This is a genomic window from Shewanella sp. 0m-8, from assembly GCF_052977265.1.
Genome location: NZ_JBRIMB010000018.1, coordinates 1 through 24,426, shown reverse-complemented (window position 1 = coordinate 24,426; position 24,426 = coordinate 1). Strand labels below are relative to the sequence as shown.

General features: G+C 43.1%; 17 protein-coding genes. 11 read left to right on the top strand and 6 right to left on the bottom strand.

Features of this window, described 5'->3' with window-relative positions; translation table 11 throughout:
* The first annotated feature begins 24 nt into the window (after positions 1–24).
* From ackA to ACVBIO_RS10755, 3 genes are all read left to right on the top strand, one after another.
* Positions 25–1,221, top strand: coding sequence for an acetate kinase (ackA, locus tag ACVBIO_RS10765; RefSeq protein ID WP_447161718.1), 1,197 nt, complete (start codon positions 25–27; stop codon positions 1,219–1,221).
* A 103-nt stretch (positions 1,222–1,324) separates the two neighbouring features.
* Positions 1,325–3,472, top strand: coding sequence for a phosphate acetyltransferase (gene pta, locus ACVBIO_RS10760; RefSeq protein WP_447164153.1), 2,148 nt, complete (start codon positions 1,325–1,327; stop codon positions 3,470–3,472).
* A gap of 776 nt (positions 3,473–4,248) precedes the next feature.
* Positions 4,249–4,707: a hypothetical protein gene (locus ACVBIO_RS10755; protein ID WP_447161733.1), complete on the top strand. Its 459-nt coding sequence runs from the start codon at positions 4,249–4,251 to the stop codon at positions 4,705–4,707.
* Positions 4,708–5,285: 578 nt separating this feature from the next.
* On the opposite strand, the gene ACVBIO_RS10750 is transcribed toward ACVBIO_RS10755, so the two are convergent.
* Both ACVBIO_RS10750 and ACVBIO_RS10745 read right to left on the bottom strand, forming a co-directional pair.
* Complete coding sequence (locus ACVBIO_RS10750) at positions 5,286–6,194, bottom strand: class I SAM-dependent methyltransferase (RefSeq protein WP_447164152.1); 909 nt, start codon at positions 6,192–6,194, stop codon at positions 5,286–5,288.
* Between the two features lie 5 nt (positions 6,195–6,199).
* The gene (locus tag ACVBIO_RS10745) at positions 6,200–7,351 is read right to left on the bottom strand and encodes an AI-2E family transporter (protein ID WP_447161721.1); all 1,152 of its coding nucleotides are present in this window, start codon (positions 7,349–7,351) and stop codon (positions 6,200–6,202) included.
* Between the two features lie 88 nt (positions 7,352–7,439).
* Between ACVBIO_RS10745 and folX the strand changes: the two genes are divergently transcribed.
* Both folX and ACVBIO_RS10735 read left to right on the top strand, forming a co-directional pair.
* Positions 7,440–7,805: a dihydroneopterin triphosphate 2'-epimerase gene (gene folX, locus ACVBIO_RS10740; protein WP_447161722.1), complete on the top strand. Its 366-nt coding sequence runs from the start codon at positions 7,440–7,442 to the stop codon at positions 7,803–7,805.
* 86 nt (positions 7,806–7,891) lie between these two features.
* On the top strand, positions 7,892–8,800 hold the full coding sequence (locus tag ACVBIO_RS10735) for a TIGR01777 family oxidoreductase (protein WP_447161723.1): 909 nt from the start codon (positions 7,892–7,894) through the stop codon (positions 8,798–8,800).
* A gap of 170 nt (positions 8,801–8,970) precedes the next feature.
* On the opposite strand, the gene ACVBIO_RS10730 is transcribed toward ACVBIO_RS10735, so the two are convergent.
* The gene (locus tag ACVBIO_RS10730) at positions 8,971–11,424 is read right to left on the bottom strand and encodes an ABC transporter permease (protein WP_447172572.1); all 2,454 of its coding nucleotides are present in this window, start codon (positions 11,422–11,424) and stop codon (positions 8,971–8,973) included.
* Positions 11,415–12,173 (bottom strand): ABC transporter ATP-binding protein, encoded by a 759-nt coding sequence (locus ACVBIO_RS10725; RefSeq protein WP_447172571.1) that lies wholly within the window; start codon positions 12,171–12,173, stop codon positions 11,415–11,417. Before ACVBIO_RS10725 ends, ACVBIO_RS10730 begins: the two co-directional genes overlap by 10 nt.
* Here ACVBIO_RS10725 and ACVBIO_RS10720 point away from each other — a divergent pair.
* From ACVBIO_RS10720 to ACVBIO_RS10705, 4 genes are all read left to right on the top strand, one after another.
* The gene (locus tag ACVBIO_RS10720) at positions 12,154–12,783 is read left to right on the top strand and encodes an arylesterase (protein ID WP_447161726.1); all 630 of its coding nucleotides are present in this window, start codon (positions 12,154–12,156) and stop codon (positions 12,781–12,783) included. The genes ACVBIO_RS10725 and ACVBIO_RS10720 overlap by 20 nt on opposite strands.
* Before the next feature lie 137 nt (positions 12,784–12,920).
* Complete coding sequence (locus ACVBIO_RS10715) at positions 12,921–14,033, top strand: DUF481 domain-containing protein (protein WP_447161727.1); 1,113 nt, start codon at positions 12,921–12,923, stop codon at positions 14,031–14,033.
* A gap of 404 nt (positions 14,034–14,437) precedes the next feature.
* Positions 14,438–17,089: a parallel beta-helix domain-containing protein gene (locus ACVBIO_RS10710; protein WP_447172570.1), complete on the top strand. Its 2,652-nt coding sequence runs from the start codon at positions 14,438–14,440 to the stop codon at positions 17,087–17,089.
* A 135-nt stretch (positions 17,090–17,224) separates the two neighbouring features.
* Positions 17,225–18,415, top strand: a complete 1,191-nt coding sequence (locus ACVBIO_RS10705) for an SO2930 family diheme c-type cytochrome (protein WP_447172569.1) — start codon at positions 17,225–17,227, stop codon at positions 18,413–18,415.
* Positions 18,416–18,449: 34 nt separating this feature from the next.
* Here ACVBIO_RS10705 and ACVBIO_RS10700 read toward each other — a convergent pair whose 3' ends face one another.
* Positions 18,450–19,493, bottom strand: coding sequence for a helix-turn-helix domain-containing protein (locus ACVBIO_RS10700; RefSeq protein ID WP_447161730.1), 1,044 nt, complete (start codon positions 19,491–19,493; stop codon positions 18,450–18,452).
* Positions 19,494–20,156: 663 nt separating this feature from the next.
* Positions 20,157–21,125: a dihydrodipicolinate synthase family protein gene (locus tag ACVBIO_RS10695; RefSeq protein WP_447172568.1), complete on the bottom strand. Its 969-nt coding sequence runs from the start codon at positions 21,123–21,125 to the stop codon at positions 20,157–20,159.
* A gap of 923 nt (positions 21,126–22,048) precedes the next feature.
* Here ACVBIO_RS10695 and ACVBIO_RS10690 point away from each other — a divergent pair.
* Both ACVBIO_RS10690 and ACVBIO_RS10685 read left to right on the top strand, forming a co-directional pair.
* Positions 22,049–23,434, top strand: a complete 1,386-nt coding sequence (locus ACVBIO_RS10690; RefSeq protein WP_447172567.1) for a hypothetical protein — start codon at positions 22,049–22,051, stop codon at positions 23,432–23,434.
* Positions 23,435–23,932: 498 nt separating this feature from the next.
* Complete coding sequence (locus tag ACVBIO_RS10685) at positions 23,933–24,409, top strand: DUF2971 domain-containing protein (RefSeq protein ID WP_447172566.1); 477 nt, start codon at positions 23,933–23,935, stop codon at positions 24,407–24,409.
* Positions 24,410–24,426: the final 17 nt, after the last annotated feature.

Below are 24,426 nucleotides of genomic sequence, written 5' to 3'. Positions count from 1 at the left end.
CCCTTTATTGCGAAAGGTTTAAACATGTCAAACAAACTGGTATTGGTGCTTAACTGCGGTAGTTCATCTCTAAAGTTTGCAGTAATTGATGCGCTTTCTGGCGATGACCAAATTTCAGGTCTAGCTGAGTGTTTTGGTCTTGAAGATTCAAGAATCAAATGGAAAGTTAACGGCCAGAAAAGTGAAGCGAGCCTAGGTGCTTTCACTGCTCACAGAGAAGCTGTTGAATACATTGTTAAAGACATTCTAGGTGCTCACCCAGAAATCGCTGCAGAGATCCAAGCAATTGGTCACCGCGTTGTTCACGGTGGTGAGAAGTTCACTCATTCAGTCATTATTGACGATTCTGTGATTCACGGTATTGAAGATTGTGCAACTTTAGCACCACTTCACAACCCTGCTCACCTAATCGGTATTCGTGCAGCGCAAGCATCTTTCCCACAACTACCACAAGTAGCTGTGTTCGATACTGCGTTCCACCAAACTATGCCAGAAAAAGCATACATCTACGCGCTTCCATACAAGCTATACCGCGAAAATGCTATCCGTCGCTATGGCATGCACGGTACAAGCCACCTATTCATCAGCCGCGAAGCTGCTGCTGCACTAGGTAAAGATGAAGCTGACACAAACATCATTTGTGCTCACTTAGGTAACGGCGCGTCTGTTACTGCTATTAAAGGCGGTAAGAGTGTTGATACTTCTATGGGTCTAACTCCACTAGAAGGTTTGGTAATGGGTACACGTTGTGGTGACGTTGATCCTTCAGTTATCTTCCACCTAGTTAACCGTCTTGGTTACACGCTAGATGAAGTTGAATCTGTACTGAACAAGCAAAGTGGTCTACTCGGTATTTCTGAGTTAACTAACGATTGCCGCGGCATCGAAGAAGGTTTCGAAAGTGGTCATAAAGGCGCAACGCTAGCACTAGAAATCTTCTGCTACCGTCTAGCTAAGTACATCGCTTCTTACACTGTGCCACTAGAGCGTCTAGACGCTGTAGTATTCACTGGCGGTATCGGTGAAAACTCTGACCTAATCCGTGAGAAAGTACTTAACTCTCTAGCGATTTTCAACTTCAACGTTGATAAAGAGCGTAACGCTGCTGCACGTTTTGGTAATGGTGGCAAGATCACTACCGACGAAGGTACAGTTGCTATGGTTATCCCAACTAATGAAGAGTGGGTTATTGCGCAAGACGCAATCGAACTAATCAAGTAATTTAAGCAACAAAATGCAGCTAATACCTCGTATTAGCTGCTGTTAGCGCTGTATAGATTTTAGCCATACCTTGTATGGCATCACCGAGTTTCAAGAGGTCAATATGTCTCGTAACATTATGCTCATTCCAGTGGGTACAGGCGTTGGTTTAACTTCCATCAGCCTAGGTATGGTTCGTGCACTTGAACGCCATGGCGTTAAAGTACGCTTTTTCAAACCAATCGCCCAGCAACGTCCAAACGACAATGGTCCAGAGCGCTCAACGACTATTTTGAGCAAGTCTCCAACCGTTAATCCACTCGAGCCATTCGAGATGGAGCATGCAGAAAAACTAATTCGTGCAGACCAAACTGACGTGTTGATGGAGCAGATCATTGCTCGTGCAACAGAATGTGCTGATGATACAGAAACCTTGATCGTTGAAGGTTTAGTCCAAACTCGTAATCACCCTTTCTCTAGCGATGTTAACCATGCAATCGCTAAAGCACTTGATGCTGATATCATTTTTGTTGCCACTCCAGGTAACGAAAGTGCAACAGCATTAATGAACCGCCTAGAGATTTCACACAACTCTTGGGGTGGTAGCGAAAACAAACGTTTAATCGGTGCTATCGTCAACAAGATTGGCGCACCGGTTGATGACGAAGGCCGTGCACGTCCAGATCTATCAGAAGTATTTGATCACGACGAACTGCAACGCCCAGATGCAGCGAGCATGTTCCAACTGCCAGGTAAGAGCCCACTACGTATTTTAGGTAGCGTGCCTTACAACTTAGATCTTGTTGCACCACGTGCATCAGATCTTGCTAAGCACTTGAGCGCTAAAATCATCAACGCTGGTGAGATGAACACTCGCCGTATGCGCAAAGTGACTTTCTGTGCACGCAGCATCCCTAATATGGTTTCTCATATTAAAACTGATTCACTATTAGTGACTTCAGGCGACCGCTCAGACGTTATCGTTTCAGCTTGTCTTGCATCAATGAACGGCGTAAAAGTCGGCGCCTTGTTGCTAACAGGCGGTTATGAGCCTGAACCACAGATCATGGAACTTTGTGAGCAAGCTTTTGAAACTGGCTTACCAGTATTCTTAATCGATACTAACACATGGCAAACTGCGCTAAACATTCAGCGTTTTGATCATGAAGTGCCTGTAGATGACGCGGTACGTATTGAACAAGTTCAAGAGTACGTTGCTAGCCATATCGACCAAAACTGGGTTGAGAGCATCACTAAAAACTCTCCACGTGAGCACCGTTTATCGCCACCAGCATTCCGTTACAAGCTAACTGAACTTGCTCGAGCTGCGCGTAAGACTGTTGTGCTACCAGAAGGTGATGAGCCAAGAACCATCGAAGCTGCAGCTATCTGTGCTGAACGTGGTATCGCTCGTTGTGTTCTTTTAGGTAACCGCGAAGAAATTGAACGTATTGCTACTCAGCAAGGCGTTGTATTAGGTGATGGCGTAGAAATCGTTGATCCTGAAGCATCTCGTGGTCGCTACGTTGAAGCTATGCTAGAGCTACGTCGTGGTAAAGGTCTAACTGAAGTTGTTGCTAAAGAGCAATTAGAAGACAACATGGTACTAGGTACTATGATGCTTGCTCAAGGCGAAGTAGACGGTATCGTATCGGGTGCGGTTAACACTACAGCTAACACAATTCGTCCACCACTACAGTTGATTAAGACTGCACCAGGTTCAAGCCTAGTGTCTTCTATCTTCTTCATGCTAATGCCTGATCAAGTTTACATCTACGGTGACTGTGCAATTAACCCAGATCCAAGTGCTGAGCAATTAGCTGATATCGCAATTCAATCTGCAGAATCTGCAATTGCATTTGGTATCGAGCCACGCGTTGCGATGATCAGTTACTCAACAGGTAGTTCAGGCACTGGCTCTGATGTCGATAAAGTACGTGAAGCGACCCGTATTGCAAAAGAGAAGCGCCCAGATCTTATCATCGACGGTCCTCTTCAGTACGATGCAGCTGTTATGCCAAACGTTGCTCGCTCTAAAGCGCCTAACAGCCCTGTAGCAGGCCAAGCAACAGTATTTGTATTCCCAGATCTAAACACGGGTAATACAACTTACAAAGCGGTACAACGTAGTGCTGATTTGATCTCTATTGGCCCAATGCTTCAAGGTATGCGTAAGCCAGTGAACGATCTATCTCGCGGCGCATTAGTTGACGATATCGTTTACACGATTGCACTAACAGCAATTCAAGCGGCACAAAACGAACAAGCTTAATTAGCCTATCTAATCAAGCCATTAAAAAGCCTGCATCAGCAGGCTTTTTTGTATCTATCGATATGCCGATTTAACGCTAGCCTCCTCTATTTCTAGGTTCTAAGCGATTACCCTCTTCCGCCACAAAGTCTATTAAGCAGTTGTAAAAATTGGCGATTTCAGGAGTGCAGTGCCTGTCTTTGAGCGCTTCTGCCGCATATGGCAAAAAAATCCTTCTCAATAATAAACTTACTTTATTGTCAGTCGACCTCATGCAACATCCCTAAAGACAACCCTCTCAGTATAAGGAACGTCAGTAAATAGAGAGTTTGTATGTACCAAGTCGGTATGTAGAAAATCCGTTTAGTGAAAACGCTGTATAGAAAGTTCGGAGTAATCATGAGTGATTACCATTGAATAACGTCAAGTTAATCTGAAATAAATCCACTAGATAGATAAGGCTTCTTGATAGGGATAAAAATAAATCGAGAGATCGCTAATACAAGTATTAAGTTAGCTATTAACAAAGATTGCAGAGCGAAAAAAGAGGGAAACCAGGAATGAGTCAAAAAATAACCAGCACTTTTACTTGCTATATATCAACAACTTAAACAAGTTAAAAATAGTCTTCAACATACTTGTCCACAGATTCTGTGGATAACATGTTTAAGCTATCTATACAGATATGCCTCAGATCTTTATCTAGGTCAAGCTTTTCAAGCGATCTTTTATGAATGACTTGCCTTGATACAAAAGAATCGTAATACTGCAGCAAATCCTTCATCACTTATAACATGATTAAACCGTTACTTTTTGCAGCAATTTTAGGGCTTGTAGCATGTAGCCCCTCAGAGCAGCACAGCAATGACACAAGTCTTTCAGCCAAGCAATCCCTTAGAACGCCAGAATTAACCTCTATAGGCTTCTTAAGCGCGGTTTACATCGATAGAAATGTGGAAAATGCCAAATTTTATGTTGATGACTCACTTAAAGAGATCTTGAGTCATTATTATATTGCAGCTTCAGTGCAGCGTAATATGTTGAACCTGTCGATGACAGACGTTGAGCTTGAAGTAGATGAAGTCGATATCGATTTCTTTAGAAAATTCACCGATGACGTTACTGTCATCGTCAAAATTAAAGGCTTACGTGGCGGAAGAAGTTGGATTGATGATCGTACGCTTCGTTTACACAAGCGTCAGGGAAACTGGATTATTGTAGAAATCATGCCAGAAAAGCGCCAAGTGAATGGCTAAACCCAGCTTCCAAGCTCAACAAAAAATAGCAACCTAGTGGTTGCTATTTTATCTTTAAAGCTCAGCTATTTTCTGGCTTTAGGATATTGTCCTTAATCTAAAAACGCTTCTTCATCCATTTCAACTGGTAGAGACTCTAACATCTCATCTTGTAGTTGATAGTATGCGCCTTCATATTCCTGAACTTCCATAATAACTCCGGATCTTTGATTAAGGTGTAGGGTACAAAGGCATGACATCAAAAGTGTGTCATTTTGCCTTTTTTTAAAAACATGCCAATTATGCTTTGTTTCTAACCGCGAGTATAACAGCACCGCCAAGAGACTTACAGAAAACTTTCAGAAATAGCACTCAAAGGCAGCGCTTAAATACAAAATAACCCGATAAAGCACGTGTTCCTGTCGATCAACATGAAAGTCTTTCACATTTTAATTCAAAAATGAACTTAACAGCCAACTTTATACGTCGAAAAAATCTACCAAATAGTGCCCTCCTCTCATCATCAAATAGAGCCTCTAAATGTTAGGGCATAAAAAAACCAAACATGATGTTTGGCTTTTAAGATCTCAGTCTACAGACTAACTCTTTTGGTAACGTAGCACTTTAAGCGCTTTGTTAGGATCGATATCTTCAAACACCGCGGGGTTATCAAGCTGTTCACAGAAAACTAAGCTTGGACTGTACTCGTTAACCTGCTCCATTAAAAACTCAATACTGAGTTCTGGTGCATTTAAACAAAGTAACATGTCACCGTCATCGGCTAGAAGCTCTGGCAACCTCTTTAATAAGCGAGCATAGTCTTTAGTCGCGACAAAGCTGCCCTTTTGATTACTTGGCGGATCCGCAATGATCAAATCATATGGGCCGAGTTTGGTCAGCTTTCCCCAAGATTTAAAGATGTCATGACCAAGAAAACGCGCCCCCGCTTTTAAATCATTTAGCAGATGGTTCTGTTTACCTATAGATAGGGCACCTTTACTCATATCGATGTTAACGACTTCATCAGCCTTACCCTGCAGCGCTGCGACTGAAAAACCACAGGTATAAGCAAACAGGTTCAACACCTTTTTATGGGCGCTATGTTCACGGATCCATTGACGTCCATTACGCATATCGAGAAACAAGCCGTGGTTTTGACCGCGCATAAGATGCACTTGAAAATGAGCACCATTTTCACTGACAATATGCTTCTCAGGGACTTCCCCCTCAATGATCTCGGTATGAGTTTCTCCACCTCGGCGATACTGGAACACCAAATTCAGTGGTTCATCACCTTTTAGCTCAAGCCAGCGCTGCTCTATCGCATCACATAAGCGACTCAAGTCATCACTTTCTAACACTTTAAAGCTGGTTAACAACAACACAGGTGAGAACCAATCTAGACAAAGATGTTCTGAACCTTTAAAACGCCCTCCTCGCCCATGAAATAGTCTGCTCACATCTTCTGACAGCTCAACTTGCTTTACTGCTTCAATAAATAACTGCATCAAACTCACTTTTCTCTATTCTTTAACTCTGAACTCTCTAATTGAGCTCCCTCTAACGGATTACTTTCTAACAGTTCATTTTCTGACGTAGCTGATCCGGGCTCTTTTACCTCTTGAAGTTGTGCCTCTGAGATATCATCACCGAGTAACACCGCTAGCCAGCGGCCGCCAGAGCTCGACTCTAAAGCTATTTTTACAATCATAGTCAATGGCACAGACAATAACATGCCTACAGAGCCTAATAACCAGCCCCAGAAGATCAATGATAAAAATACCACTAAGGTCGATAAACCTAAGCCCTTGCCCATATATCTAGGCTCAACGGCATTGCCCATAACCGTATTTGTACCAAGATACAATAACGCCACGCCACCAGCCGCTCCAGGGCCTAATTGGATAAATGCCAATAGTACAGAAGGAATAGCGGCTATGATTGAACCGATATTAGGAATGTAGTTAAACAGAAACGCTATCACGCCCCATAGCAAAGCATAGTCGACGCCAATAAAGTAAAGACCAACACCAATAATAAGGCCGGTCGCTAAACTGACTAGCGTCTTAATCACCATATATTGATTCACTGAATGTAAGAATCGGTCTACCTGCTTTAAGCGCATATCTGGATCGTCCAGCGCCAAATGCATTTTGGTCGAAAAACCATTCGATTCAAATAACATGAATACAACTGTCAAAATAATCAGGAATAAGTTAGCCATCACACTGCCCACACCAGACAACATATTTGTCGTCATCGACAATGCGACCCCAGGATCGAAATATGCCAATATCTGCTCTTTGGAGATGTGGATATTAAACGACGCGAGCTTCTCGACTACCCAAGAAAAATGCCCTATCAGCTGATCGCGGTAAAAAGGGAGTTGTTTCGAAAACTCGTTAATCGAGGTGCCCACCACCGATGCAAGCCATAGCCCCATCAACACAATAAACACCATCAGCAGCAGCACAGCTAAGCCACGTGGTGTTCGGTGACGTGTCATCCAACTGATCATTGGATTACAAATCACTGCGATAAACACTGATAGCACAAAAGGCACTACAATCGGGCTAGCAGCTTTAATGCCTGCTAAAATAACAACGATAAACGCTGAAATAGCAAAGCCCTTAAATGCCACGCCTTGATTCTCAAATCGAGTCATTACAATAAAATCCTTCTTGATTCACTATAATATTGATAGGGTTATATAAACTGCTTCTTATAACACTACAACAGGGACATCGTTATCTATGAAACCAGAAATCGCCGTGATCCGTATTAAGAACCTAAGATTACGTACCTTTATTGGCATTAAGGAAGACGAAATACAAAATAAGCAAGATGTCACCATTAACGTAGTTATTCACTACTGTGCTGATAGAGCGAGAAACAGCGATAATATGGATGATGCTTTGAATTATCGCACGATTACGAAAAAGATCATTGCTTTAGTTGAAAACAACCGCTTTTCTTTATTGGAAAACCTTACTAGCCAAGTCTTAGATATTGCCAGTGAACACCCATGGGTCGACTTTGCTAAAGTAGAAATTGATAAACCACATGCTTTACGCTTCGCAGATTCAGTGTCACTAGAGCTATGCTATCAAAAGCAATAGATCTAACACTCACTCTCTGGCGTACTAAATGTCATGGCCTTAATCATCATGATTAGCCCCTAAATTGAGAATATCTATTTAAGCCTATGAATATATTAATGACTGGCGCCAGCGGGTTTATCGGTACGCAACTGGTTAATGCCATCGATCCGCAACACCAATTAACCATCCTTAGTCGTGATCCCCAGCGCTCAGCCATTAAGCTCGGCGCTAAACATCATTACATCATTTCGCTCGATGAGCTAAATAACTTAGATCAATTTGATGCTGTAATTAACCTCGCAGGCGAGCCCATCGCAGCCAAGCGCTGGAGCGGCTTACAAAAACTCGCGATCTGCAACAGTAGATGGACCCTCACCGAGCAGCTAACTTCATTGATTGCGAAAAGTACCACGCCTCCACACACTTTTATAAGTGCTTCTGCTGTGGGTTATTACGGTAATCAAGGTCAACACGCGGTCGATGAAAACTATCAAACCAGCAGTACCAATTTAGCCGAATTTACCCACCAGGTTTGTCAGCGCTGGGAAGAAGGCGCATTGACGGCAGATAGTGAGCAAACTCGAGTATGCATTGTCCGTATTGGGCTGGTTCTTGGCAGTGCGGGCGGAGCACTCGCTAAGATGTTACCCGCATTTAAATTAGGACTTGGTGGCCCCATTGCCGATGGGGAGCAAGGTATGAGCTGGATCCATCAATCGGATCTTATTCAACTGTTCCTTCACTTACTCAACAGCCCTGATTGTAAAGGCGTATACAACGGCAGCTCCCCTAACCCTGTGAGCAACAAATACTTTACCCGAACTCTTGCTAGCGTATTACAACGACCCGCCTTTATTCCTGTGCCGGCCTTTGCACTGAGATTCGCTCTCGGTGAGATGTCTTGCCTATTAATTGAGGGGCAATACGTTACGCCTAAGCGCACATTAGCCTCTGGTTTCCAGTTCGAATATCCAGAACTGGAACTCGCACTCAAGCAGGTGCTGCTTAAGTAACGTTACTTAGATCTCAATAATACCCCATCAAAATCGACAACAATAAAAAGTTAAAAAGCAAAAAAGAAAAGGGATAGCTAAGCTACCCCTTTTCTTTTGGGTTTTTATTATCGAATTAAGAAGCTCGAATTGAGAATCTCGAAACTGTTCTCTTTTTCAATGGACCGCCATTAATGCCCTTTAAGTAACTCACCACATGACTTATTGAGCAATTGTCTACAACGCCAAATACCCAATAGCGCAACCACTAAGCCGCCACATAAAGGCGCAATTCCCCACCATGGCCAGTGCATATACACGTTAAGTTCAAACACCTGTGTCTTTAATAAATATAAGGTGAACTCGGCAACGATCACCGCCAGTACCCCCGCTATGGTGCCAAGCAGCGCAAACTCAAGCCCCGTTGCTGCGCGCAATAACCAGCCTGATGCACCAAAAGTACGTAATACAGCCAACTCTCTTTGTCTGGTTGCCATACCTGCTTCAGTCTGAGCTATCATCACCAAGGCACTAGCAAGTAACACCAATATCAATACAAGAGTGAGTGATAAGGAAACCTGGTCGATAATCTGCCTTAGCTGGCTTACCATGGCCCCCACATCAATAATTGATACCGTCGGAAATTGCTTAATCAAATCCAGAATTAGCCCACGCTGAGAATCCTCTAAATGAAAACTCGACATCGAGGTATACGCAAATGGGGCTAGCGCTTCTTTAGTAAAAATCATAAAGAAATTAGGCTGCAGCGTTTCCCAATGAACGGCGCGAATGCTAGCAACATTTACCGTAAGATCTTGGTTATCTATGGTGTAAGTTAAGCTATCCCCCATTGATAAGCCTAAACGCTCGGCAACCCCGGACTCAACTGAAACATCGAACTTATCTTGGTTAAACTGCCCGTCTAAAATTTCATTATTGGGCGGCATACTCTCTCTATAGGTTAAGTTCAACTCTCTGGATATTCCGACTCTACCCTCTACGCCATCTTGCTCTTGTGCTCTGGAGATCAACTCTTGTCCATTAATCGCCGTTAACCGACCACGGATCACTGGATAAATAACCGGTGCAGACTTAAGGTGTGGCGCCAAGAAGTCGCTAATGGTTTGTGTCTCTTCCGGTGCGATATTAACCAAGAAATAGTTAGGTGAGTACTCAGGAAGCTGCTTTTGCCACTCTTGCAATAAATCTTGCCTAAGGGCCAAAATCGTCAGTAGTAATACTAGCGCACTACTAAAGCCGACAAGCTGCACCGCGTTTTGTTTAGCACGGCGTCTAAGACCCGCTAATGCCAATTGCAGTGGGTTAGTCGTTTTCATGCCCACGCTGTGGCCCAAGCGGATCATGAAAAAACCCAGCACGCTCAGTAAGATCCCCAGTAACAATACCGCAGCAACAACGGTTAATGTCAGCGCTAAACTTTGCGAATATAAATATCCAAGCAGTGCCATGGCGCTAAGACTTAACAAAAGATGCAACCACATGCCTAGCTGTAACCCTTCAAGCTGACGTTGAAGCACTCTTAAAGGGGGAATGGCCAATAAACGCATCAGTGGATATGCCGAGAACATAAAAGCACTAATAAAGCCCGTGCCTATCCCCAACATAATTGGCCTGCCGATTGGTGGCGTATAAGCAGCAATTTCTGCCGGTAAAAATGCGGTAATGCCTCTATCTAAGACAAAACCACCGAGTAAACCAAGTAGCACACCGACGGCGGTAACCAGCAATAGATGAGTACCAAAAAGAACACGAATTTGTTTTGCTGAGGCGCCAAATGTCTTTAGCATGGCCACCACATCATAATGGCGCTGGCAATAACGCTGCGCTGCAATACCTATGGCTGCGCAGGCAAGCGCAATTCCTAACAAACTGGCTAGCAGTAAAAAACGCTCAGCACGCTTTACCGCCTCGGCAATAGGAGAATCTCCAGACTGCACATCAACCCAACGTTGGCTCGTATTTAGCAGCGGTTTTACCTGTTGTTCAAATGCCGCTAATTGCCCTGAGTCACCCGTAAATTGGTAACGATAAGTCACTCGACTACCCGGTTGAATGACCTTCGTTTTAGCCACATCCTCAATACGCATCAACACCACAGGGGATGATGCGAACGGATTAAAGCCAGCATCAGGCAGGCGAATAATTTCATTGGATAAAGTGAAGTTCGCATTGCCAAGTTCTATCTGCTCTGGATAACTTAATAAGCCGCCTAAGCGGGTTTCAAACCAGATAGTGTTTGGTAGAGGTAAGCCATTAGCTGCGCCACTGCTCAGTTCGATATCCCCTTTTAATGGATATCCCTGCTCGACCGCTCTGACGGTAACTAACTGAAACGCATCGCCAGCGTACACCATCGAGTTGAACTGCATACTTGCTACGCGAGCTAAACCTAGCTCGTCAGCCAAGGTTAATATTGTCGGATCAATTTGATCCGGAGAGTCAATAATACGATCAGCGGCAATAAACTTTGAGGCTTGACCGTTAATGGCTAACTGCAAGCGCTCACTCACGCTCGCAAGCCCTGTTACCGACAATACGGCCAAGGTAATGGCCAGAATAATCAGCAACAATTGCCCCTGGGACAGCTCTCTTTTAAATAATCGCCAAGCTAAACTTAACTCCATGCGCTTGCCTCTTCGGCGTCATCCGTACCCGCCTCGGTATGACTAACATCTTGCTTGGTCGGTTGTTGCACACCTTTTTCACTCAAATGGCCTGAGTCCATAATTAACTGACGTTCACAACGACTCGCAAGCTGCATGTCATGAGTCACCAGAACCAAGGTCGTGTCACTTTCACGGTTCAGTTCAAACAGCATATCAGCAATCTTATCGCTATTAGCCGAATCTAAATTCCCTGTTGGTTCATCGGCAAACAACACCTTAGGCTCACAGATAAACGCCCTGGCAATCGCCACTCTTTGTTGTTCACCACCAGATAACTGATTCGGAAAATGAGTTAAACGATGGCTTAGTCCCACTCGTTCAAGCATCGATTCGGCTTTCTCCTTAGCCTTCGTCACACCGGCAAGTTCAGCCGGCAACATCACATTTTCAAGTGCATTTAAGGTGTCGACCAACATAAAAGATTGAAAAATGAAACTGACCTTTTGCTTACGTAGTGCAGCTTTAGACTCTTCATTTAGTTTTTCTAAAGCCACACCATCGAGGTGTATCGAACCACTGGTTGTTGAGTCTAATGCGGCGAGTAGTCCTAACAAGGTTGATTTACCCGAACCCGATGGTCCAAGGATCGCTACACTCTCTCCCTGCTTGACATCCATATTAATGCCGTTGAGGATAGTCAGTTCTCCCTCTTGAGTAACAACTGATTTAACTAGGTGACTTACGGTTATGGCGCTATTTTCAGACATAGAATCCTTCTTCGACTTAAAAAGCCGGCTCGGCGGTTTGGTCTTATTATTGATTTTCAGCAGCTTTCCACTGAGTGCTGCCCCTATATTAATCCTAGGTGATAGCCTAAGTGCAAGTTATGGTATGCCTGAAAATGAAGGCTGGGTACAATTATTACGTGAAAAAATGCCAGAGCACACCATTGTAAATGGCTCGGTTAGCGGCGAAACGTCCGCAGGCGGTCTACGTAGACTGCCCGCTCTGCTTGAGTCTGCTCAGCCTGAAGTCTTATTAATTGAACTTGGCGGTAACGACGGACTACGTGGTTTTCCACCAAAACAGTTGAAAACAAATCTTACAAAAATCATTGAGCTTGCAAAAGCGCAGCAAATCACTATTTTGCTTAGCGAGATCATGGTGCCCCCAAATTATGGGCCAAGGTATGCGTCACAAATACGTACCGTTTTTACAGAGCTCGCAACAGAACATGAGCTGACCTTGATGCCATTTTTCATGGAGCAGATAGTCACCGACTCCTCATTAATGCAAAGAGATGGTATTCATCCTAACCAAAAAGCGCAGCCAACAATTGCCGATTTTATGTTGCCATGGTTTGAGCAGGCCTTATAATCTGCATTAAATCATTGCACCAATTGTTTAATATTTAACCTGACTCGCGAATTCGTATCTTAATAAAAGCTGATCTCAACATAATAAAGTCAGCCATAGGACAGTTGTAACTCAGGACGATTTTAATGGAATACCAAATGCGCTATACACTTATAGCGGCGAGTTGTCTCGCCGCCGTTTACTCCAGTTCTGCCTTGTCTGCAGAAGATACCACACTAAAAGCACAAGCCGTCGCTCAAGAGCAGTCGATGACACCAGAGCTGCTCTACCCACCAGTGGATAGTCAATATGATTGGCTACAGCTCACGTCTCTTGAACTACTTAAAGGTGAAATTAAAAACCTTTATGACGATAAGCTAGAGTTTGAAAGTGATGAACTCGATACCGTTTATATCGACTGGGAAGACGTTAAAGTGCTACAAAGTAGCAATCTCGTCAGCATAGGTTTTACCGATCTTACGACTAAAACGGGTCACTTATTAGTAGAGAACGGTAAGTCTTATATCAATGGTGAGGAGTTTGATAACTCACAGATCATGACGATTATTGCTGGCGATCAATCTGAGGCCAATTACTGGTCGAGTAAAATCAGCTTAGGTGCCAACTTTAGAAGTGGAAATACAGATCAAATCGATTACAGCGCACTAGCAAAAACGATGCGCCGTACAACCGAGTCTCGATTTAACCTAGATTACATCGGTAACTACTCTAAAACTGATGGTGAAAACCGCATTAATAACCACCGTATCAACACTAACTTTGACTGGTTTATCTCAAAGCAGTTCTACTTAAGACCTGTGTTTGCCGAAGTCTATAAAGACCCTTTCTCAAACATCGCTTATCGAATCACAGTCGGTTCGGGTTTGGGTTACAACATCATAGACAACTCTAAAACAGAATGGAGTATCAGTGGCGGTCCTGCATATACTTACACTCGCTTTGATGAAGTAGCAGCAGGCGAAAAAATTGACGACGGCAGTGCCGCCATGGTGGTTGAAACTGTGTATGACACCGAAATCACCAGTGATATCGATTTCAATACCTTGTACCGCATTCAGTACGGCAACGAAAAATCAGGTGGCTACACCCACCATGCAATTGCAACATTAGCGATTGAGCTAACGAGCATATTCGACTTAGATTTGTCATTTGTTTGGGATCGCATCAATAATCCGCAGCCAGACTCAAATGGCTTTATCCCTAAGCAAGACGATTATCAGTTTATCGTCGGTTTTGGTATCGATATCTAAGATCCGCTGTAAGTGTATTGACGCTTTAAATAAAATCCCTGCCATGATCCATGTCAGGGATTTTTTGGTTATGTTGTCAGTATTTGCCTGTCTCCCGGCCTTTATCTACGCTGCATATTGCTCAGCTGCCACTAAATGAATTGAGTGAAAGAGGCCAATAAACCAGTAAGGGTTCGGTAAAATATCAATCGATACATTCAATCATGCTGTTTTAACACGCGCGTTTAAATGTGACCGTCTTCACAATATTTTTCAGTAGTTAAAACCACCGGCCTTGTTTAAGCCATGCCCAAAAACCAATTGATAACACCATGTTGCGAAATTGTTGTCCACATTTCACATTGCTTATATTGTACGTCAGTGCAATCTAGTAGTCGCATAATAACAATAATTTTGGAGACGCTATGCTCAACAAGAAACCTTCATGGCTCATGCCGACTTTGATAGCCAGCGCTATTGCAATAAGCTTAGGGGCTTGTTCATCAGATGACGAAAATGAGGTAGTAGACGAAACGACAGAAGTCGTAACACCTGCACCAGAACCGAGTCCCGCCTTCCCCGATGGCGCCATCATGATAGAAGAGGGTGAAAACCTAACTATCCGTATTCAGGAAGCGCTGATTAATGCCCAAAGTGGCGATGTCATCGTTCTGCCTAAGGGCAACTTTGAGATCGAATCAACCTTGCTATTTGATGGCGATGTTGATGGTGACGGCAGCTATGCAAAGAACGTGACCATTATGGGTTACGGCATGGAAGAGACCGTTCTAGACTTCTCAAACGCTAACTCAGGTGATGGTATTTTTGTTCAGAATGCGGTCAACATTATCATTCAGGATCTATCGGTTAACGAAGCCAAAAACAATGGTATTAAGCTCAAAAATACTAATGGGATTATCTTACGCCGCCTCGCGACAGTATGGGAAGGTGAGCTAGATGAAGGCAACGGGGCATACGGTCTCTACCCGGTAGAGTGTGAAAATATCCTTATTGAAGATACCTATGTCCGTGGTAGTGCAGACGCTGGTATTTATGTCGGTCAGTCACAATATATCGTTGTACGTCGCAATATCGCCAAAGAAAACGTGGCTGGTATTGAGATTGAAAATTCAAAGTATGCCGACGTATATGATAACGAAGCCATGGGTAATACCGGTGGTATTTTAGTATTTGACTTACCCATTGGTAACCACAGGTACGGCTCAAGTGTGCGAATTTTTAATAACAAAGTTTATGATAACAATACAAAGAACTTTGCTAACGCCTCAGCCAACCCAGCAGGTGTACATATCGTTCCACCGGGAACTGGGATGATTATTCTGTCTACCGATGATGTCGAGATCTTCAACAATGAGATCACTAACCACGATACCATGGGTGTAACCATCTCAAGTTTCTTCATCGCAGAGCCCGATATCTCGACCTTTGTTGCTAACTACGGTCAACCAGGTCAGCCGATCGAAGATGGCTGGCGACCTACGCCACGCAATATCTACCTTCACGATAATGTTATTGAAGGTTACGGCAAAAAGCCAAACGGCTATCTGATTGACGATATTATTAAAGGCTATCTGTTTACTCACGGTCAGTTCCCGGGCGTTCTTTACGATGGACTCGGTGAGTTACTGTCAAACAACGGTACCGCCGCTTATTTAGGTCTACAAGAACTGCCATTCGCCGCCGACGGGAGTGATAACGTGTGTGCCAGCGACAATGGCGACGTCTCTTTTGGTCGTTTATATGCAAATGACAACACAGATGTGGCCCGCCCTGAATTCCTGTATGAGAAAACTCAAGCCGACATCATGAAGTGTCAACAAGTCAGCTTGCCTGTTCATACCGTTACCTTTGGTGACCATATCTTTGGTTGCGGTGTCGATGATGAAACCGAAGGCTGTGATGGCGGTAACCTCATTGGCGGCGGTGGCAGCATCGGCGAAAACGAAGGTGGCTTAGAGGGTGATGGTGACTTAAGTCTTTGTAAGGCTGAAGGGGCAAACGCATCTTGGGATGCCCTACTCAAGGCTAACTGCCCGAACCTATCTGACTACAATCTGTTCTCTGATATGAGCAACCCAACCGACGCGCCAAACTCTGGCGGTATTCCTTACGATATGAATACCCAGCTATTTACCGATTATTCGAGTAAGTACCGCTATGTATTTGTGCCTGAAGGAATGAAAGCCAACTACTCGGCAACAGAATCAATGGACTTCCCTGTGGGTACTGTCATAGTGAAATCATTCGCGCTACCTGCAGATACCAGCAAACGCGGTATTACTAACGAAGATTTAGTTGAAACACGTCTACTAATCAACCGTGCAACAGGTTGGACTGCACTACCTTATGTGTGGAATGCCCAAAAATCTGATGCCGTATTAGCAAAAGCTGGTGCAATCCAAGGCAAGAGCGTTATGCATAACGGTGCAGACATGGAGTTTGACTATGTTGTACCGAGCATGAACCAGTGTAAGCAGTGTCATCAGTTTAAACCTGATGCTGACAGCCCCGCTAAATTTGTGCCTATTGGTCCTAAAGCACGTCATCTGAATAAAGATTACGCCTACAGTGACGGCAGCATGAACCAGCTATTAAAGTGGCAAGCAGCAGGTATTTTGCAAGGTGTACCAGATATTGCGACCATTGATACAGTGCCCGCTTATAACGATGGTGATGAAGCCAGTGTTGCTCAGCTATCAGATAGCGATCTCATGGATGCAGCTAAGGGCTACTTAGATATAAACTGTGCCCATTGTCACCGCCCTGAGGGTAATGCATCGAATACAGGCCTCAAGCTCGAGTATTGGAGAGCCTATGCTGATGATGCGGGTCTATCCCACGGTACCTGTAAGTCACCTGTTGCTTATGGCGGTGGTTCACTCGGTTTTGATATCGTTCCAGGTAAACCTGAGGAGTCAATTCTTCACTTTAGAATGGAAACCAATAACCCTGGTGACAGAATGCCTGAGATTGGACGTAGCTTATCCCACGCTGAAGGTGTCGCCCTCATCAACGAGTGGATTAAGCGCTTACCACAAGCAAGCTGCTCTAACTAACTGACTGACTGCAAGAGTAATGGTATGAGAGCGCTGCTAATGATTTAGCTTACATAAGTCAGCGCAGCACTCATTAATATAAAGGCCGGGAACTCCCGGCCTTTTTTCTAACACCAAAATAACCCTAGGTGATGTATGCGTAAACTCATTTTACTTACCCTACTCATGCCTTTAATGAGCTGCGGTGGCTCTGATGAGCCGGCTGAAGTGGCTATACAACCAGATACTCCTAGCGTCACTCCTGAACCCACTCCAGATCCCACACCAGACTCGGCTCCAAGCTCTGCCTGCGAAACCAATACAACTGAGGTCAATTGGGACGCATTGATGAATGAAGAGTGTGACTCTTTGGCTCAATATGGCTTATTTATCGACCCCAGTATCCCTACAAGCTCCCCTGTGGCTCCGGGGATAAACTACCAACTATCGACTCAACTTTTCTCTAACTATGCCAGCAAACACCGCTTTATTTTTGTGCCTGAAGATAAAGTCATCGCTTTTGACCCTACCGGAACCTTCGATATGCCAGTTGGAACGGTGCTGGTGAAAACCTTCTCTTTGCCATTTGATACGCAAGTTACCGGTGCAAATAACGAAGTATTGATTGAAACACGGCTTTTGATCCACAGAGACACTGGCTGGACGACGCTGCCCTATATCTGGCAAGACGGAGAAGCAACACTGCAGGTCGCCGGAAAAGACATTTCACATACACTAAACCATAAAGGCACGAGCCAAAGTTTTGATTATCACGTTCCCAGTCGAGCTGAATGTAAGTTATGCCACCAAACCAGTAGCGATAGCAGTCGTATTGAGCCGATCGGCTTAAAAGCGCACCTGCTTAATCGCGAAGTCCGTTATCAAGGTTCTCAGATAAACCAGCTCCACCTTTGGCAACAAACTGGCAGGCTAACGGGTTTACCCGCTCTTGGCAATGTCGGTAAGGCTTATGATATTTTTGATGAGTCAGCACCACTCACAAGCAGAGCAAAAGGCTATCTCGACATTAATTGCGCCCATTGTCATAACCCGCAAGGGTTTGCCAGTATTTCAGGATTAAGACTGGGCTTCTATGTTGACCATACCAGCTTTGAATACGGGATTTGTAAACAACCTCCTGGTTGGGATGGCGGTGCAAGAGGACTGTCTTACGATATTATTCCTAGAGACGGAGACCATTCGATTTTGGTGTATCGACAGGAGTTAAATTCAGCCAAGGACAGGATGCCGCCCATTGGCCGCAGTATCGCTCATACTGATGCAGTAGCGCTCATTGAGCAATGGATTGATGAGATGGCACCTGAGGTAGGTAACTGTCAGCACTGAAATTAATTCGCGATATAGGCGGCAGAACCGTCGCCTAGTTACGAGTAACACTCTCTGTAAGTGGGCGATTTAACCGATGAAAGTGACCAGGAGGATGACCAATCCAGTGCTTAAAACTCTGTCTGAAATGGCTCACATCGCTAAAGCCCATCAGTTCCGAGATCGCTTCAATCGAATAATCACTGGTTAAAATCAAGTCTATCGCCATTTGGCAGCGAACTTGATCCACCAACTTTTGATAACTGGTATTAGCATTGGCCAACTTACGCCTAAAGGTTCTAGCACTCATATTTTGTGTTTCAGCCATCGCCTCCATGCTCGGTAGCTCTGGTGCGTGTAATCGTAAAACACTCAAAACATCAGAAACATAAGATCCCGAATTATCAATGCATAGCCGATTAACAGGCTGCTCAAACTTAAAGATTATCGGCAAATTAAGATATCGGTGCTCAATCGACCACTCAAAAAATTCACAGTTGAAATGAACGTCAGCACCAGACTGGTTAATGAGAAACTCAGCCCCACGTTCAGCCTCAGCAAAATTCACCTGACAGAGCCGGATATTGTTCCCTGTCAACTCCTTAGCAAATGCCAACAAAGAGCAGAGACTATGCTGGAACTGACTGCTATAACGCTCTGTATCGACTTTATTGGTATTTAACCATCTAACATGCAGCTTACCGTCATAATTTCTCAGCAAGGTGTCAGAAAAGCTGCCTACAAGTTCAGGGTGAGAGACAGCGAACTGTAAGCATTGTCCCAAAGTGTTAAATTCAGCTAAATAAGGCAGTAATACAGCCAGATCTATCACTCGATATGCCGTTGCAGCTTTTGCTGCAACCTCAGGATCTTGGCTCAAGCGGCGGATATAGCTCATTGCATAATCAACCTGCCACACATACACAAACTCACTCAGCATAAGTTCAGCCTCACCGATGCCAATATCTGCATATAGCTGAGCGACAGATGCTGGCGAATAATGCTGTTTAAGATAGCAAAGTAAGTTCTTTAGCTCATAGGCAGGATATGACTGATCACCTACCCTCATATGTGGTTTATAACTGCAGGCCTGTTGCATTGCACTCAAAAACTGATGAACGGTAATAATATTTTTAGCGGATCTAAATAAGAATTAATAGCCTTTTATTAATTTAAGCTTAAAAAATATGCTTACCTTCGAATGAAGGCTGATTGCATTTTTTGTATTCGCTACGGGGAAGTGTGTTCTGGATTATTGCTTCATGGTTATCAATCGCCTGCTGCGGGCGCATGCGCAAACATTACTGAAGCCAGCGAGTAAAGCAAAGCTTTATGCTACGAACGAGAAACATGGATGGTCTGGATGGTCTGGATGGTCTGGATGGTCTGGATGGTCTGGATGGTCTGGATGGTCTGGATGGTCTGGATGGTCTGGTAAGACCCTAATTTCTTAGGCACCTAAATGTTTTCAGTCTAAAAGTTTTAATTTTAAATGGAGTTAACAATGCAAATTTACCCTAAGGGTCCTGAGTGGCGAAAATGGGACTGACAGGGATAATTACGTTGTTACATTATTTAAGAAAGCAATAGACCATGATATTGGTGCAATAGGCATAACCGATTATGACTTGCCTGTAGGCTACAAGATTTAAAAAAGGAATATCTTGATAATCCCTCCAAATTAAGCACGCTTTTTAATTCTGAAGGCGGAAAAAAAAGCCCCGTAAAAACGGAGCTTTCTCTTTTTGAAGATTTGAAAGGATTAGTCAGCTAAACCCAGAACTTCAAGTCTTTCTTTCGCTAGAAGATATCTTGCGCGGACATCATCAATTTGCTCTTGAGTTAGCTTCTTACCAAGGGTAAGAAGACCGCCATCAGCGTCATTATGGTGAATACCAAAAGCAAACTTAAGGTATTCCATAAGCAATGGTTGAGCATCAAGGTATGAGATAGAATTCATAGCCTGAGAAATTTTGTTTGCCTCAGCCCATTCGCCATTATTAACGTACTCTTGCATAGAGACACTCGCTTTTGGGAATATACACCCTACACCGGTAATACCACCGCATGCGCCAGCAAGTCCTGCATGTACAGTTACAGTGTCAACACCTGCCAAGATTTTTAAATCTTTGTTCTCTAACATCAGCGTTTCGATAGTTGAAACATCTGTAGTTGATATTTTAAGAGCCGTTACTTCAGGTAGAGCTGCAAGTTTTCTAAGAATATCTGTTGAAAGCGCATGATATCCGGCTGCATCTGGGTTGTTGTAAGGCATAATTGTTATGTCCGCCTCTTTTGCAGCTATTGCAGAAAGCTCATAGTAAGCATACATTTCTTCATCAGAAGGCGCTTCCTTAGTTTTGGGTGGCATCACCATTACAGTATCCACTCCAACCGTCGCGAGTTCTGCAACGATTTTAGCCAGCTCTTCTTTAGTTTCGGCCGCAGCGCCGCTGATTAATGGAACATTATATTGTTTAGCAACATCAGAAAGGGCTTTAAGTAAAGAAAGACGCTGTTCAGAGCTTAGGTAGCTATTCTCACCCAGAGTGCCAGAGCCGACAAGCCCACCCATTCTGCTTCCGCCCTTGCCTTGAACTTTCAAAATATCTGCAGCGTATTTTTGGGTTGCTTCAAGGTCTATTTCAACGGCACCGGATTCTGACTCTTTTAGCCATGTAAACACGGCCGGCATAACTGTATATCGCCAATCTGTACTATTTGTTTCCATCATATTACCTTTTTATTAAAAATTACATCACACAGGACTCATTGTATAAAATATACCAAACAAACCACATAAGTTAAACCCCTTCGGCAAACCTAGGCCTTATTGGCAACAAACAACATGTGAATATGTTCCTTCATTAGATGCCTCTTCGATAAACCAACATAACTAAACCAACAAGCCAGGCATGATTAATCCTATTGATGCCATTAACAATGCCTGTCTATCATGTTTTTATCCATCGCCTCCAGCGGGGTATGTGCAGACACTACCGTGACACGCAGCAAGTCCTTCCCTGGAGGCTCGGCCATGACGTCCATGTCATGGACGGTCACGGCCGTATCTACACGTGGTAATTGCTGTTCAAAATTAGGAACTAATGGTTCGGTTTCTAACTTGAAAATGCCCCAAAGTTGGTTAGCCTTCAAATGAAGATTGATTACATTTATTTTTGGGTTGGTGTTATCAAGTAGAGTGTTTGAACTTGTAGCTTCATGGCTATCAATCGCCTGCAGCGGGCGTATGTGCAGACACTGCTGAAGCTCGCCTCAAGTACGTCCGTGTAGACTCAACGAAAACATCCCTGTTTTCGACGGCTTCAGCCGAATCTACACTGGGTAATTGGTGCCTTCATTTGGGCCGTATAGGTTTGATTGCTAGCTTGGAAATGCCCCAAAATCGTTTAGAGCAAACACTCAGTCCGATTTATTGGTCGTGCGTTTTCCCTACTAAAATTTATCCAAATTCAGTAAAATTTAAAGCTATGCCAAACAGCGAAATCTGACCTATTGACTTCCTCACTAACTTATTGATTTTCATTTTGAAGTATCAAAAGAAAGACCGTATCATATATCTATAAAGTGGGGCTTTGCGCCGTATAAAAAGCATTAAGCCCTAAACGATATTCGAAAATAGGTTGGATTTGAATGAGTTTGATATTTGCCAAAAAAGATATGTCTGAAAATATCTGCCTTGTTAGCGATACTAGGCTTAATCACGAACCAAGTCGTAAGCTACCAGCTTATTCTGACTATCAGAAGAATGGTGGTTTGAAATTATTCCTAGTTAATAATAAAAAAGTTGCTATCGCTTTTGCAGGTTGTAGTGTGGAAGCGCAGGATGCATTCGATCAAATCAAAGTTAGTTCCTTTTCAATTAGTCAAATATTGGATGTTTTATCAACAAGTAGCTCCGCTAAAAATACAGATTATTTAGTTTGCGATGCCATTGAAAATATAATTTATAAAATATCAGAAGCACAAGTGTCGACGCCAAATTTTGCTTATATTGGAGACTTTGGCGGGTATCAACTCTTAACGAGGAACATTAAACACTCTTCAGGTTTAGATGAGTTAGAATCAGCAATGAATATCGTCATTGCTGATTCTAAAGTAAAGTCTGTGGGTGGATATTGTATTTCATCAATCTCTAACAATGGTGAGTTTAGGTATACACAGAGGCACGTATTCTCACAATTTAAGGGGCGTATTGAAATATTTAACACTCCAACATTGCTACCTATAGTATCAAACTCAAAAAACGACACATACTCCTATACATGGACTGGCGATGAAAACGGTTTTGGCTTCTATTTTTATGAAGCTAAACTTGGGCTAATATACTCGCAACTAAAAATCCAACCTGTGGAGGTATTAACTGGACTTGAATTTCGTGAGTTTGATGATTGTTTAAGAAAATATAAATTGAAGTTGCCAGTTCAAATTGGTTCAATTAGTTCAGAAGAAGCAATAATAGACTTTTCATATGCCCTCTATCAGGCAGGTCAATATCAACGGTGTATCGAAAAAATCACCTCGCTGGGAAGTAAAATTAATGATCATCCGCAAGTCTATTTTCAAGCAAACTACCTATTAGGGTGTTGTTACAAAGACTTAGGGATAGCGGCTGAAAACCAAGGCTCTAAAGAGAGCTATAAGTTACTAGAAAAAGCTGTTGAACACTTTAGTTTGCTTATTAATGACTATAAGCCTGACTACAGTGTTCAAACTAACATGGCAATAGCGTATTGCTACCTTGGGCATGCGACTGAGGATTTGGTTGCCCAAAAAACTTGCTTTCATGGCGCAGTCAATTGTAATGGGAACGCTGTAAATATCGATAATAAACAAGTTCTTCCATACCATAATAGAGCGTCGGCAAACTACGAATTACTCCGGTTCTGTAGGAATAGCAGTGAACTAAATTGTGTAGTGCAAAATATTGTGTCGGATTGTGAACTTGCACTTAGTCTAGATCCAAAACATCAAGTCTCTGCCAGTTTAAAAATGCACGTGTTGACAATGCGGGCTTAACCAATTTTGAAGTTTCAAGATACTTTTTCTCATATTAAACGACTGAGCTAGGTATTATTCCCAACTCAGAAATGTCAAACTTCGAGTCAGCGAGAGCTACGCTGCCTCACTTTTGCCCCAAAATCATTTTTACTGATAGAAGTGGTAAGTAGCACACGTATAGTTTGGCTATAGAAAAGTTAATGTGAAAGGTCTGTACGTAGTCTATAAGGTATGCCAGTCCTATCTTTTGGTGTAAGAAGGAATGCGATTTAGAGTTAACAGCTACTAAGTGACTGTTTAAGGACATTTACATCCAATAGTTAAATCAAACAACGTCACAAATAAGTAAATTCTGGTTTTCACCATCAGCAGCGTCGGTGAAATTACAGTGAATTATTTCATAAGCATTTGAACAAAAACAAATTATAGGTTACTTTTCTAGTGTAAAATTAATTTGGCTGACTGTTCTTATTCGGAATTCAGCCCAATATACTGTTAGCACTATAAGGTGAGATTTTGGAAATACCAATTGAGTTGTTCAAGTATCGGGATTTTGAAAAGTACACCATCCTAAGTTTGTTGAACAAAGGTTTATGGATACCTAAACCAAAACAATTAAACGATCCATTTGATGCTCAATTTAAAATAAATGATGAGGATGTATCAATGGAATTGTTCAAATCAACATTTTCAGATTATCAAAAGTGGTACAAAGATAATCACAATGAAAAAATTAATTACAAAGGTTTTGAGCTACTTTTCGATAATGACAAGCCTAATTCTCATTTGAAAGATAAAGTTAACCAGTTTCGTAAATTTTGGGATACAAAATCAGAAAGTATGGGAATACTTTCTTTATCTGAAGATCCCGAAAGTACAACTATGTGGTCAAATTATGGTGATAATCATACTGGTATATGTATTGGTTACGATGGCGTTGTTGATCAAATCAAGGTGCTAGACGCAGCTACCCCAAGGGTTGTATCGCATTAGGCAGCTTGCTTCCTAAT